Below are 13,110 nucleotides of genomic sequence, written 5' to 3' on the forward strand. Positions count from 1 at the left end.
TTTAAACAAAAGTAATGAAGTTTAAAAAATTAATTTCTTAATTTAAATACCATTTTAATAATGATATGCAACACCAATACTTCCAGGACCTACATGTAAGCCTATAATAGGGCCTATTGATTGAATTTTTACATTCTCTAATCCTAAACTGTTTTTTAGCCTATCTGCAAGTTCTTGACCTTCAGATTGGCAGTTTATATGATGAACTATAATACCTTTTATCGGTGATTTTAAATTTTGTTCTAAAACAGTATTAACTATTTTATCAATGGCTTTTTTCTTTGTTCTTACTTTAGTAAATACTGTTGTTTTCCCATCTTCAACTGTAAGTATAGGTTTTATTTGAAGTAATGAACCTAATAAAGCTGCAGCACTGCCAATTCTTCCACCCTTTTTTAAATAATCTAAAGTTTCGGGTACAAATATAAATTTACTATTTTTTATAACATTTTTTGCTATAGATACTACTTCATCTAAAGACTTATTTTCATTTGCTGCTTTAGCTGCTTCTAATACAGCAAAACCTGCTTGCATACAATTACTTCTAGAATCTATCATTACAATTTTGGCATTTGGATAATTTTCGATAATCATATTTTTTACTAAATTTGATGTTGAAAATGTACCACTCATATCTGAAGATAAAAATATTCCTACAACATCATCACCATTTTTTACTATAGATTCTACTATATTATATAATTCTTCAATACTAGGTTGAGATGAAGTTGGAATTGTTGAAGATTTAGCCATTTCATTATAAAACCAATCATTTGATAAATCAGTTTCTCTATAACTATTACCATTAATTAAAACATTTAAGGAAGCTATAGATATTTTATATTTATCTATGTATTCTTGGGGTAAGTAGCAAGTACTATCCGCTATTATTTTTATACTCAAAAATAAACACCTCCGATTAAATTTAATATTATTTAGGGTATTATATCAAAGAATTAAAGTTAAGTACAGAAATTCATGTTAATAATTTGAAATTGTGAATATATATAGAAATATACTTTGAATAAGATTCTATTAATATGGAAAGTATCTAGATAAATACTTTTAGGAGGTAGAAGATGGATATAAAAAATGTATTAAGTCTAATTTTAGTAAAATATTATAATAATGATAAAGTTAGCGATAAGGTACTAAGAGAAATACAAGCATCCATTAGAGAAATGGAAGCTGCAGAATCTATGTTCAATAGTGTAGATGATCCCAAATTAATAGAAGCTGCTATTTATAGAGAAGAAGCTGCAAAAAGGAAATTTGATTATTTATTATCTGTAGCTAAGGAACAATATTCAAGAGAGAAAATAGAAACAAATGAGGAAATGGAAGTATAAGGAATATTGCTATATAATATAAAATAATATAATATTATATTATTTTATATTATATAGGGGGGATAAAGGTGAGTGGTGAAATGATTATTTATGCTTTAGTAGGATTAGCAATTTTATTTTTAATTATAAAATTGTTAAAGTGGCCTATTAAAATATTAATTAACGGAATTGTAGGAATTGTATTATTATATGTAGCAAATTACATAGGAGAATATTTCAATTTTTATATAACTATTAATCCTATAACTGCTCTTATTGCAGGTTTCTTAGGTATTCCAGGAGTAATATTTTTAGTAATTTTTCAATTGTTTTTTTAAAAAATAATTTATAAATTTAGTTTATATAGTAATTCAGAAGAAAGTATTTTTGATAAGTTTAGGGTATAATATAAAAATATCTAAGTTAAAATTTTGAATTTTAATTAAAGAGATAGGGAATCTTCATAAGTAATGAAGATTCCCTAAATTTATATAGACGGGAGTTAGAAGATTTTCTTAATTGCTATAAGCGAAAAGCTTCTGCATACTATATAGTATTTAAAATAATAAAAAATGTTACAAACTTTAAAAATAAATTAGGGTGCAAACACTACATCCGTTTACACCCTTTATATATAAATGATACACTAATATAATTAATGTATCGTCTATACTATTAATATAACCATTTGAAATATAAATATGTATTAAAAATTTATACTTTTACTTATAGGAGGAAGAAATTATGCCAGCAGGAAATGGAGTAAATTGTAAGTATTGTCCAGAATTCGAAAAGAAAAGATGTAATGGTGATGATAAAGGATGTTTATGTTATAAGTGTCCAAGACATTTAGGACAATGTAAGTGTGTTAAATACTGTAGAGAAACAGAATCAATTTTGATTTTTGATGAGGATTATAATGAGGGCTATTAAATAGCTCTCTATTTTTTTATAGAATATTATAATTATTATCACATTATTTAATTTGAATAAATAAAATATATGATATAGATTTCTTTAAATATTACGTTAATAAAATTAGTGAAAAATTACAAAAAATATATGAATTTATAAAAAAATTATAAAATGATTTAAGGCAATAGTTGTATAAAATGTAAATAAGTAGTAAAATATCAAAAAGTAATAAATAAAATTTATAATAATTTTAATTGGGGGTTTGGAAATGATAAGAGTATTGACTAATGACGGTTTACAAGAGGGGGCTATTAATAAACTGATATCATTAGGATTTGAAGTAATTAACAATCATTATGATAAAGAAAAATTAGGTACTGCTTTAAAGGACTTTGATATTTTAGTTATTAGATCTGCAACAAAGGTTACAGCTGATATTTTAAATCAAGCACAAGGGGGAAAACTTAAACTTATAATAAGAGCAGGGGTAGGAATTGATAATATAGATGTTTCTTATGCTAAGCAAAAGGGAATAGTTGTAAAAAATACTCCTAATGCAAGTTCTGATTCAGTTGCAGAATTAGCTATTGGACATATGTTAGCATTAGCAAGATTCATAGCTATTTCAAATTATACTATGAGAGATGGGCAATGGAATAAGAAAAAATATGAAGGTATAGAGCTTAGTGGGAAAACGTTAGGAATTATAGGCATGGGAAGGATAGGAAAGTCTTTAGCCAAAAAAGCAAAAGCACTAGGTATGAAGATTGTATACAATGATATGTTTGGTAAACAGGATGAATTATCATATGAGTTTTTAGAGGTAGATGAACTTTTAAAAACTTCAGATTTTATATCTTTACATGTTCCTTATGATAAAGAGAAGGGTTCTTTAATAGGAAAAAGTCAATTTAATATTATGAAAGATGGAGTTTATTTAATTAATTGTGCTAGGGGAAAGGTTGTTGAAGAGGCAGCTTTATTAGAAGCGTTAGAAAGTGGAAAAGTTGCTGGAGCAGGAATAGATGTTTTTGAAGAAGAACCTACTAAAAATAAAGAATTAGTAAATCATCCTAAAGTAAGTGTAACTCCTCATATTGGAGCTGCTACAAAAGAGGCTCAAGAGAGAATAGGAGAAGAAGTAGTTACTACTATAGTTGATTTTGTAGCTAATAATTTAGTAACTATATAGTTTTACAGTTATAGGAGGAAGAGTAATGGCAATAATAAAAGCATTTAAAGCACTTAGACCAGTGCAGGATTTAGCATCAAAGATAGCAGCATTACCTTATGATGTAATGAATAGTGAAGAAGCTCGTGAAATGGTTAAAGATAATGAGTATTCATTTTTACATGTAGATAGAGCAGAAGTTAATTTAACTAAAGATACTAATATATATGATAAAGTTGTATATGAAAAGGCAAGAGAGGTACTAGATAAGATGATTGACAGTGGTCTATATATTCAAGATGATAAACCTTGTATGTATATATATAGACAAACCATGAATGGAAAAAGCCAAACAGGGTTAGTTGTTTGCACATCAATAGACGATTATATTAATAATAAAATAAAGAAACATGAATATACTAGAAAAGATAAGGAGCTAGATAGAATAAACCATGTTGATTATTGTGATGCAAATACAGGGCCAATATTTTTAACATATAGAAATCAAGTTGAAATATCTAATATAATAGATGAGTGGATAAAAAATAAGCCATTATATGATTTTGTATCTGAAGATGGTAATGGACACACTGTATGGATAATTGACAATGATAATACTATAGAAAAATTAACTACACTTTTTGAAGCTATAGATAGCTTATATATTGCAGATGGGCATCATAGAGCTAAATCAGCTGTAGAAGTAGGGCTAAAGCGTAGAAAGAAAAATCCAAGTTATACAGGAGATGAGGAATTTAATTATTTCTTGTCTATAGTTTATCCTGATAATGAATTAGAGGTTTTGGATTATAATAGAACAGTTAAGGATTTAAATGGATTAAGTAAAGAGGAATTTTTAAATGCTATAGAAAAGGGTTTTAAGATTAAAGTTTCTGAAAGTCCTGTTAAGCCAATTAGAAAACATACCTTTGGTATGTATATGGATAATACTTGGTATGAACTTGAAGCAAAAAGAGGAACATTTAATGAAAAAGATCCCATGGATAGATTAGATGTATCAATTCTTCAGAATAACTTGCTTTCTCCAATATTAGGGATTGATGATCCAACTAAGTCTGATAGAATTGAATTTATTGGTGGTATAAGAGGCATTAAGGAGTTAGAAAAAAGGGCTAATAAAGATATGAAAGTAAGCTTTTCAATGTTTGCTACAACAATAGATGATATTATGAGTATTGCGGATTGTGGAATGATAATGCCACCAAAATCTACATGGTTTGAACCAAAACCTAGAAGTGGATTATTTATTCATAAGCTTAGTTAATTATAATTATTATTTGGCAATAAGCAAAAATAATAAACAAACTAATATAATAAAGAAATTGGGGGGACATATATATGTCAAGAGTATATAATTTTGCAGCTGGACCAGCTGTATTACCAGAAGAGGTACTAAAAGAAGCAGCAGCAGAAATGTTAGACTATAAGGGCACAGGAATGTCAGTAATGGAGATGAGTCATCGTTCTAAGGCTTTTGAAGAAATAATTCAAGATGCTGAACAAGATTTGAGAGACTTGATGAACATCCCTGATAATTATAAGGTGTTATTTCTTCAAGGGGGAGCATCAACACAATTTGCGATGGTTCCTATGAATTTAATGAAAAACAGAGTTGCAGATTATATTATAACAGGTCAATGGGCTAAAAAAGCAGCAGCTGAAGCAAAAAAATATGGAAAAGTAAATGAATTGGCATCATCAGCAGATAAGACTTTTTCTTATATTCCTGATGTAAGTAAGATTAAAGTAAGTGATGATGCAGATTATGTATATATATGTCATAACAATACAATTTACGGAACTACTTATCATAAATTACCTGATACTAAAGGAAAGATTTTAGTAGCTGATATGTCATCTGATATATTATCAGAACCTATTGATGTAACTAAATATGGATTAATATTTGCAGGAGTTCAAAAAAATATTGGGCCAGCTGGTACAGTAGTTGTAATAATTCGTGAGGATTTAATTACTGAAGATATACTTGAAGGTACTCCAACAATGCTTCAATATAAGGTACATTCAGATAATAAGTCTTTATATAATACACCACCAGCCTATGGAATATATATTTGTGGAAAGGTATTTAAGCATCTTAAAAAACTTGGTGGATTAGAAGCTATGAAAAAGAGAAATGAAGAAAAGGCTAAAATTCTTTATGATTATCTTGATTCAAGTGAACTATTTAGGGGTACAGTTGTAAAAGAAGATAGATCTTTAATGAATGTACCATTTATAACAGGTGATAAGGAATTAGATGCTAAGTTTGTTAAAGCGGCTAAGGAAGCTGGAATTGAAAATATCAAAGGTCATAGAACTGTGGGTGGAATGAGAGCTAGTATTTATAACGCTATGCCAATAGAGGGTGTTAAATATTTAGTTGAATTTATGAAAAAATTTGAAGCCGAAAATAAATTATAATTTAAAGAATTTATCAAGTTAAAAAATAATAGTTAATAAAATAATGGTACTGGAAATAAAAAATCCAGTACCATTTTAGTTATTAAAGTTTTTCTAACATTGTCTTTAATATAAATGTTGAATTTTTAACTCCAATAGGAGTGAACTTCTCAAAATCCATATGAGCTCCGTTATTAGCATTATCAGATATAGATCTAACAACAACAAAAGGTATATTGTTTAAGTAGCAAACATGAGCTATACTAGCTCCTTCCATTTCACAAGCTAATGCACCAAATTCCTTTTCAAGCCATTGGATTTTATCAAGTGAAGCAACAAACATATCTCCAGATACTATTCTTCCAGAAAAAGTTTTAAAGTCAGAAGCTTCAGCACAAGCAGCTTTAGCAGTTTCAACTAACTTTTTATCACATTTAAAATCAAAGGTATCCATTCTTGGAATTTGGCCCATTGGATCGCCAAAGGCAGTTGTATCCATGTCATATTGAACTAAGTTTTCTGCTATTACTACATCACCAGGATAAATATCCTTACCTATGCCACCAGCAACTCCAACATTTATTACTGATGATACGTTATATTCAGAGGCAAGTATTTGAGTACATACAGCAGCATTAACCTTACCTATTCCACATACAACAGCAACAACGTCATGTCCCCATAGTTTTCCTTTGTGGAATTTCATTTTTGCTTTTTCTTCAACTGTTTCTAATTTCATGTCCTTTAAAAGAATTTCTAATTCTTCAGACATAGCACCTATTATTCCTAAAATCATTTTAATCCTCCATATAAGTATATAATTTATATAAATTTACTTAAAATATATTATATACTGACATTCAATTAATTAATAGCAGATTTAATAGTAAAATTCAAAACAAAGAAAACCGATAGAATTACTTGTATTACTTTGCCTTGAAATATATAATAGTCTCAATAGGAAAATAAATATGTACGAAGGAGAATGAGGATATGTCATTAAATGAATTTTGTAGAACTGAATTACTTATAGGTGAAGAGGGAATAGAAAAATTACATAATTCTAAAGTCATAGTTTTTGGAATTGGAGGTGTAGGAAGTTTTGTAGTTGAAGCTTTAACAAGAGCAGGAGTAGGAAATTTAATTTTGGTAGATAATGATACTATTTGTATATCTAACTTAAATAGGCAAATACATGCAACTCAGGTTACAGTGGGAAATGTTAAGGTTGAAGCAATGAAGGCAAGAGTATTATCTATAAATCCTAATTGTAATGTTGAAGCAAAGCAAGAGTTTATTACAGCAGATAACATACAAGAAATAATTCCAGAAGATATAGATTATGTTGTAGATGCTATAGATACAGTAACGTCAAAATTAGCATTAGCAGAGTATTGCTATAAAAATGATATTAAATTAATTGCATCTATGGGAACTGGAAATAAAATGGACCCTACTCAATTTAGAGTAACAGATGTATTTAAGACTAAGGTTTGTCCTCTAGCTAAGGTTATGAGAACTGAGTTAAGAAAAAGAGGAGTTAAGAAGTTAAAGGTTGTATATTCAGAGGAGATACCAATGGTACCTAATAAGGGAAGAGCTGTCCCATCTCAAAAAAGACAAACACCTGGAAGTATATCATTTGTTCCACCAGTAGCAGGAATGATAATAGGTGGAGAGGTAATTAAGGATTTGACAGGATTAAACTAATATAAATAAAATTTTAAGGGAAAGAATTTACTATTTTATAATATTAAACATAGTATATTTCTTCCCTTTAAATTATTATATTAATTGATTTTGAGTATTACATTATAATTTTCTCCCGTTAAATTAAGTAGAAGTTGTTTTAATGATTTCTCCGTATTTAAAGTAGCCTGTTCGTAAAATTCGGGGTTATTCATTTTTTTTGTAAATAAATAATTTAGGTTTTTATATATTGAACTTAACTCTTCTGATGATAGCTTCAAATCTCCAAATCTTAAGAATCCAACTTCAGTATCGGAATATATAGTCTTACTTTCATCAATATCTATACTAAATATATCTATCTGAGGAATTGTTATAGATATTTCTTTAGTTTCAGTATTTATTTCGAAATTAGAATTAGACAAAGTAGAAAAATCTATAGCATAGGAACAGTTTGCAAAAAAGGTTATTTCCATAGATTTTTTAAATATATCTAAGTTAAAGTAAGTATTATCTATTGTTAATGTTTCTGATAATTCAACTTCTAAAGGGATTAATTTATTTACATTTTTAATTTCGTTTATTAAAGTATCATTAGATAAAATCGAAGAAGATTCAATTTTATGTGTATTAAAGTAAGGAAAAAGTTTTTTAAATTTACTAGGAAACTTAAAAAATAAAATTAATAGAAGTAAGGTAAATGAAATAAGTAAATAGAATAATACTTTATTAAATCTAAATTTATGTTTTTTCTTATATAAAAAAATAATCATCCCCACCTTGAAGTATTAATATATTAAATTCACATAAATCAAATATATTAAAATATAAAAAGGGATATTCCTTTAAGTAATATTTTTACTTTTAAATTAAAGTTTGTTGAGTTTTATATTAATTTATTTGTATAATAAAAATAATTGAAATTGTTTTTAGGAGAGTTAGTATGGATAATCAAAGGGAAGTAAATATAGAACTTATTAAGGGTACTTTAGATGATTATATAGTTAAGGATAAAGATAAGATTGTAATAGGAAGATTTACTATAACTGAATTAGATAAAGAAAATAAAAAATGTAATTTAAAGTTAAAGTTTTATAGAGAAGATAACTATGATTTATTAAAGATTACATTAAAAGATATTCTTAAGGCTGTGTTTAAAGATAAAAATATATTTAAGACCAATGTGGTAGTTAGTGAAAAGATAAATTTAAAGCCATTTTTAGATAGTGGTTTTACATTAGAGGCCATTTTTACGGATAATATATTTACAAAGGGTAGTTTTTATGATGAATTAAGTTTTGGAATAAATAGAAACGAATACTTGAATGCCGGAAGAAATAATATTGTAGAGATGAGAGGAAAGAATATTTCAATTAGAAATTTTACTCCAGATGATGCCCAGGAACTTTTAGAATATTATTTAAGAAACAAAGAACATCTACGTGAATTTGAACCAGTACGAGATGCTAGCTTTTTCACTTATGAAACACAAAGGGAAATTTTATTAGAAAGTTATAGACAACTTATGACTGGATCAGGAAGTGACTTAGGAATATATATAGATGATAAGCTTATAGGTAAAGCTAAAATTTCTAGTATAGTTTATGGAGTATTTAAAAATGGGATATTAGGATATTCTATAGATAAGGAATATGAAGGTAGAGGTTATATGAAAGAAGCTATAAATTTAGTGTTAGAGTATGCTAAGGAGTATTTAGACCTACATAGAATAGAAGCTTCAGCTTTAACAACTAATGAGAGATCCAAAGGAGTTTTATTAGCCTGTGGGTTTGAAGAGGTTGGTGTTAATAAAAAGTATTTATATATAAATGGAAAATGGAGCGATCATATCACTTTTTATAAAATACTTTAATAATAAGGGGTGATTAAAATAGGGGTTAAATTAAAGGGAAATAGTACTGTTATAAAAGCTTTAAATAATAATATGGTATTTGTGAATGAGTATGGAGTAGAAAAGATACTTTTATCTAAGGGAATAGGATTTAATCAAAGAGCTGGAGATATAATTAATGGAGATATAGAGGTAGACAAAGTATTTTCAATTGAAGATGAAAAGAATCAACGTAACTTAAAAGAGGTATATAGTAGGGTTGATGGAGAGTTTATTGCAATTTGTGAAGAGGCTATAGCAGAAATATGTGAAGAATTAGGAGAAGAGTTGAATGAATCTATTCATATTGGATTAATAGATCATTTAGCTTTAGCCATAAAAAGATTAAAAAATAAAGAGGAAATAATTAATCCATTTATTGTAGAAATAGAAACTTTATATAATATCGAGTTTGAAATGGCAAAAAAATTATAAATAAGATACAACGTAAATATAATGTTAAGTTCCCAAAAGGGGAGATAGGATTTATTACTTTGCATATACATTCAGCTAGAAATGGAAATAAACTATCTAACACTCTTAAATATAGTTATTTATCTGGTAAGATAGTAAAACATATAGAGTGTGTATTTGATGCTAAGATTAATAGAAAATCTCTAGATTATGCTAGATTTTTATCTCATATAAGATTTACTATAGAAAGAGTGTTAACAAACACAATATTAGATAATGATTTAATTGATGTAATAAAAAAATCCTATCCTGAGTCTTATGAAGTTGCAGAAGATGCGGCAAAGATAATTGAGGAAAGTTTAGATAAGAAAGTAATAGAAGATGAAATTGCATATATAGCAATGCATGTAGAAAGATTTAGAATTGCTTTAAATGAAAAAAATAGCTAAGGATTATTTCCTTAGCTATTTTTTTATTAAACTTCGTAGTTAACAACTATTTCTTTACCAGCTACAACAGAACCAGTTTCTACTGCAGTTATTGATTTAGCAGCATCAACATTTGTTATTAAAACTGGAGTTGCAAGAGATAAGCCTTTTCCTAAGATGAAGTCTCTATCAATTTTAATGATAGGAGTACCAGCTTTAACTTTTGTACCAGCTTCTACTAGTTGCTCGAATCCTTCTCCGTTTAAGCTTACTGTATCAACACCGATATGAACTAATAATTCTAGTCCATTTTCTAATGTCATTGCAAATGCATGTTTAGTTTTGAATACTAGTGATAATTCTCCATCAGCAGGTGCAACGATAGTATCGCCTTTAACCATTATAGCAGCACCGTCTCCAGCCATTTTTCCAGCAAAAACTGGGTCTGGAACTTCAGATAAAGGTATTAAGTCACCAGTTGCAACTGCAACTAATGCATTTTTTGGACTTTCTACAGTAGTTGATTCTACATTGTTTGATTGTGATTTACCGAATAACTTTTTGAAAAAATTAGCCATCATACTTCCTGATAATTCAGGATTCACATCCTTTCTAAAATAAGTTTACACAATTTTAAATATAGGTAATAAAATAAAAAGGCATAAGTATATCTTTTCTAATTAAAGATTAACTTATGCCTGATTTAACAGTAACACGTTTCAAATAAAATTATATATATTAGAAATTATTATGTCAATAAAAAACAAATAAAAAAATCAATGAAAACGTTGACTTAAACTGGATTTTGTACTATAATATACTTGTAAAGTAAATAACGTTTATATATGAGGCGTGCAACCATAAAAAATGGGCATTAGCTGAAAAGAATATAATATTATATTCTTTTCAGCTTTTTTTTATTGTCGCAATTATTTTAGTATTATATTGTTAGCCTTGTATGGAACTAAAAAAATAAGGGGGAATCTATTATTATGATGAAGTATTTACAAAGACTAGGTAAATCTTTAATGCTTCCAGTTGCTTGTCTACCTGTAGCAGCTATTTTAATGGGAATAGGTTACTGGATTGATCCAAATGGTTGGGGAGCAAACAACGTTGCTGCAGCCTTCTTAATTAAAGCTGGTGGAGCATTAATTGATAACATGGCAATCTTATTTGCTATAGGTGTTGGTGTGGGTATGTCTGATGATAATGATGGTACTGCAGGATTAGCAGGACTTGTATCATGGTTAATGATTACAACATTATTATCAACTAATGTTGTTGCTATGTTAAAAGGAGTTGATGTTTCAGAAGTTCCAGCAGCTTTTGGGAATATAGAAACTCAATTTATTGGTATATTGTCAGGATTAATTGGTTCAGCTTGTTATAACAAGTTTAAAAATATAAAATTGCCATCAGCTTTAAGCTTCTTTAGTGGTAAGAGATGTGTAGCTATAGTAACAGCAGGAGCTTCAATTGTTGCAACATTAATATTATTCTTTGCTGGCCTGTTGTATATGGAGCATTAGTATCATTTGGTGAAGCTATTATCTCAACTGGATCAATAGGAGCTGGTATATATGCATTCTTTAATAGATTATTAATTCCATTTGGTCTTCATCATGCATTAAACTCAGTGTTCTGGTTTGATGTTGCTGGAATAAATGATATTGGTAAGTTCTGGGGAACTATGGACGGTGGAGTTTTAGGACAAACAGGAATGTATATGACTGGATTCTTCCCAGTAATGATGTTTGGTTTACCAGCAGCTGCTTTAGCTATGTATCATACTGCTAAAGATAATAAGAAGAAGGTTGTAGCCGGTTTATTATTAGCATCAGGTTTAGCTTCATTTTTCACTGGAGTTACAGAGCCATTAGAATTTGCATTTATGTTTTTAGCACCAGGATTATACGTAGTTCATGCTTTATTAACAGGTATATCTGCAGCAGTTTGTGCAATGTTACCAGTAAGAGCTGGATTTAATTTCAGTGCAGGTTTTGTTGATTGGTTCTTAAGCTTTAAAGCACCATTTGCTGAAAATCCACTTTGGTTATTAGGAATTGGTTTAGTATTTGGAGTAATTTATTATATAGTATTCAGATTTGCCATTACTAAGTTTAATTTAAAAACTCCAGGTAGAGAAGATGATGATACTTCAGTAGAAATGGAAGCTAAACTTTCAAACAATAATTTTACAGATGTAGCTGAAACTATACTAAGAGGTCTTGGTGGAAAAGAGAATATAGTTTCTGTTGATAACTGTGTAACAAGATTACGTTTAGAAATTAAAGATAATACATTAGTTAATGAAAAGGTAATTAAGTCTGTAGGTGTAGCAGGCATAATTAGACCAAGTAAAACAAGTATTCAAGTAATTGTAGGAACACAAGTACAATTCGTTGCTGATGAATTTAAGAAATTATGTAAAAATTAAGTAATAAAATAATTTGATAAGAAGAACTATGTATTTTGAGTATACATAGTTCTTTTTTTATTAAATAAATAATAGTGTTAATAAGTAATGCTATTAAATATAAAATTAATATGAGTTTTAAAAAAATTAGTTAACTTATCCAGGTGTATCAATATGAGAAAAAGTTAGAATAATAACGAAAAATGAAGTAAATAAGTATTAAATGTAGAATATGCTGAAAAATGATCAAGATATGGAGAAAGGGTATGATATTATAAGTCTTGTCCAAAGGGACAACCGATAAGTCGAAAGACATAAAGTTAAGTAAGTTAACAAAACAACAAAAAATGTTGAAAAAAAGTGTTGACAGAAAAACAGTTCGGTGATAAGATAAGGAAGTCGCTTCGGTGCGACAGAGTAAATGGTCTTTG

General features: G+C 28.1%; 14 protein-coding genes and 1 pseudogene. 11 read left to right on the forward strand and 4 right to left on the reverse strand.

Annotated elements, in window-relative coordinates; all coding sequences use genetic code 11:
* Positions 1-54: 54 nt before the first annotated feature.
* Positions 55-903 (reverse strand): DegV family protein, encoded by an 849-nt coding sequence (locus tag Q0G30_RS10075; protein WP_294389389.1) that lies wholly within the window; start codon positions 901-903, stop codon positions 55-57.
* A 176-nt stretch (positions 904-1,079) separates the two neighbouring features.
* On the opposite strand from Q0G30_RS10075, the gene Q0G30_RS10080 reads away from it, so the two are divergent.
* From Q0G30_RS10080 to serC, 6 genes are all read left to right on the forward strand, one after another.
* Positions 1,080-1,349, forward strand: a complete 270-nt coding sequence (locus tag Q0G30_RS10080) for a DUF2508 family protein (protein ID WP_294389391.1) — start codon at positions 1,080-1,082, stop codon at positions 1,347-1,349.
* 68 nt (positions 1,350-1,417) lie between these two features.
* A complete protein-coding gene (locus tag Q0G30_RS10085; RefSeq protein WP_294389393.1) occupies positions 1,418-1,666 on the forward strand; it encodes a pro-sigmaK processing inhibitor BofA family protein in 249 nt (82 codons plus the stop codon).
* 406 nt (positions 1,667-2,072) lie between these two features.
* The gene (locus tag Q0G30_RS10090) at positions 2,073-2,261 is read left to right on the forward strand and encodes a hypothetical protein (protein WP_133016308.1); all 189 of its coding nucleotides are present in this window, start codon (positions 2,073-2,075) and stop codon (positions 2,259-2,261) included.
* A 250-nt stretch (positions 2,262-2,511) separates the two neighbouring features.
* Complete coding sequence (locus Q0G30_RS10095; protein ID WP_294389395.1) at positions 2,512-3,435, forward strand: D-2-hydroxyacid dehydrogenase; 924 nt, start codon at positions 2,512-2,514, stop codon at positions 3,433-3,435.
* A gap of 25 nt (positions 3,436-3,460) precedes the next feature.
* Entirely contained in the window at positions 3,461-4,699 is a 1,239-nt protein-coding gene (locus Q0G30_RS10100) for a DUF1015 family protein (protein WP_294389397.1), read from the forward strand.
* A 74-nt stretch (positions 4,700-4,773) separates the two neighbouring features.
* Positions 4,774-5,859 carry a 3-phosphoserine/phosphohydroxythreonine transaminase gene (gene serC, locus Q0G30_RS10105; RefSeq protein WP_294389399.1) on the forward strand — a complete coding sequence of 362 codons (1,086 nt, stop codon included), beginning with the start codon at positions 4,774-4,776 and terminating at the stop codon, positions 5,857-5,859.
* Positions 5,860-5,941: 82 nt separating this feature from the next.
* Here the strand turns inward: serC and Q0G30_RS10110 are convergent, their stop codons facing one another.
* A complete protein-coding gene (locus Q0G30_RS10110; protein WP_294389401.1) occupies positions 5,942-6,634 on the reverse strand; it encodes a 5'-methylthioadenosine/adenosylhomocysteine nucleosidase in 693 nt (230 codons plus the stop codon).
* A 197-nt stretch (positions 6,635-6,831) separates the two neighbouring features.
* On the opposite strand from Q0G30_RS10110, the gene Q0G30_RS10115 reads away from it, so the two are divergent.
* Positions 6,832-7,548: a tRNA threonylcarbamoyladenosine dehydratase gene (locus Q0G30_RS10115; RefSeq protein ID WP_294389403.1), complete on the forward strand. Its 717-nt coding sequence runs from the start codon at positions 6,832-6,834 to the stop codon at positions 7,546-7,548.
* An 80-nt stretch (positions 7,549-7,628) separates the two neighbouring features.
* On the opposite strand, the gene Q0G30_RS10120 is transcribed toward Q0G30_RS10115, so the two are convergent.
* Positions 7,629-8,300, reverse strand: a complete 672-nt coding sequence (locus Q0G30_RS10120; protein WP_294389405.1) for a DUF4230 domain-containing protein — start codon at positions 8,298-8,300, stop codon at positions 7,629-7,631.
* A gap of 170 nt (positions 8,301-8,470) precedes the next feature.
* Here Q0G30_RS10120 and Q0G30_RS10125 point away from each other — a divergent pair, with 170 nt between their 5' ends.
* Genes Q0G30_RS10125 through Q0G30_RS14420 form a run of 3 tightly spaced genes read left to right on the forward strand, consistent with a single transcriptional unit; the run spans position 8,471 to position 10,281 of the window.
* Positions 8,471-9,400 carry a GNAT family protein gene (locus Q0G30_RS10125; RefSeq protein WP_294389407.1) on the forward strand — a complete coding sequence of 310 codons (930 nt, stop codon included), beginning with the start codon at positions 8,471-8,473 and terminating at the stop codon, positions 9,398-9,400.
* Positions 9,401-9,409: 9 nt separating this feature from the next.
* Positions 9,410-9,853, forward strand: coding sequence for a CAT RNA binding domain-containing protein (locus Q0G30_RS14415; protein ID WP_366013849.1), 444 nt, complete (start codon positions 9,410-9,412; stop codon positions 9,851-9,853).
* Between the two features lie 59 nt (positions 9,854-9,912).
* Complete coding sequence (locus Q0G30_RS14420) at positions 9,913-10,281, forward strand: PRD domain-containing protein (protein WP_366013851.1); 369 nt, start codon at positions 9,913-9,915, stop codon at positions 10,279-10,281.
* 26 nt (positions 10,282-10,307) lie between these two features.
* On the opposite strand, the gene Q0G30_RS10135 is transcribed toward Q0G30_RS14420, so the two are convergent.
* Positions 10,308-10,838 carry a PTS glucose transporter subunit IIA gene (locus Q0G30_RS10135; RefSeq protein ID WP_294389408.1) on the reverse strand — a complete coding sequence of 177 codons (531 nt, stop codon included), beginning with the start codon at positions 10,836-10,838 and terminating at the stop codon, positions 10,308-10,310.
* A 414-nt stretch (positions 10,839-11,252) separates the two neighbouring features.
* Between Q0G30_RS10135 and nagE the strand changes: the two are divergent.
* Positions 11,253-12,700 (forward strand): annotated as a pseudogene (gene nagE, locus Q0G30_RS10140) (N-acetylglucosamine-specific PTS transporter subunit IIBC).
* Positions 12,701-13,110: the final 410 nt, after the last annotated feature.

This window comes from uncultured Clostridium sp. (genome assembly GCF_934754925.1).
In the GTDB taxonomy this organism is placed as follows: domain Bacteria; phylum Bacillota; class Clostridia; order Clostridiales; family Clostridiaceae; genus Clostridium.

Excerpts from the sequence above, each read along its gene's own strand:
- Q0G30_RS10080 (WP_294389391.1), top strand. The coding sequence starts at position 1,080 with ATGGATATAAAAAATGTATTAAGTCTAATTTTAGTAAAATATTATAAT.
- Q0G30_RS10095 (WP_294389395.1), top strand. The coding sequence starts at position 2,512 with ATGATAAGAGTATTGACTAATGACGGTTTACAAGAGGGGGCTATTAAT.
- serC (WP_294389399.1), top strand. The coding sequence starts at position 4,774 with ATGTCAAGAGTATATAATTTTGCAGCTGGACCAGCTGTATTACCAGAA.
- Q0G30_RS10125 (WP_294389407.1), top strand. The coding sequence starts at position 8,471 with ATGGATAATCAAAGGGAAGTAAATATAGAACTTATTAAGGGTACTTTA.
- Q0G30_RS10100 (WP_294389397.1), top strand. The coding sequence starts at position 3,461 with ATGGCAATAATAAAAGCATTTAAAGCACTTAGACCAGTGCAGGATTTA.
- Q0G30_RS10135 (WP_294389408.1), bottom strand. The coding sequence starts at position 10,838 with ATGGCTAATTTTTTCAAAAAGTTATTCGGTAAATCACAATCAAACAAT.
- Q0G30_RS10090 (WP_133016308.1), top strand. The coding sequence starts at position 2,073 with ATGCCAGCAGGAAATGGAGTAAATTGTAAGTATTGTCCAGAATTCGAA.
- Q0G30_RS10120 (WP_294389405.1), bottom strand. The coding sequence starts at position 8,300 with ATGATTATTTTTTTATATAAGAAAAAACATAAATTTAGATTTAATAAA.
- Q0G30_RS10110 (WP_294389401.1), bottom strand. The coding sequence starts at position 6,634 with ATGATTTTAGGAATAATAGGTGCTATGTCTGAAGAATTAGAAATTCTT.
- Q0G30_RS10115 (WP_294389403.1), top strand. The coding sequence starts at position 6,832 with ATGTCATTAAATGAATTTTGTAGAACTGAATTACTTATAGGTGAAGAG.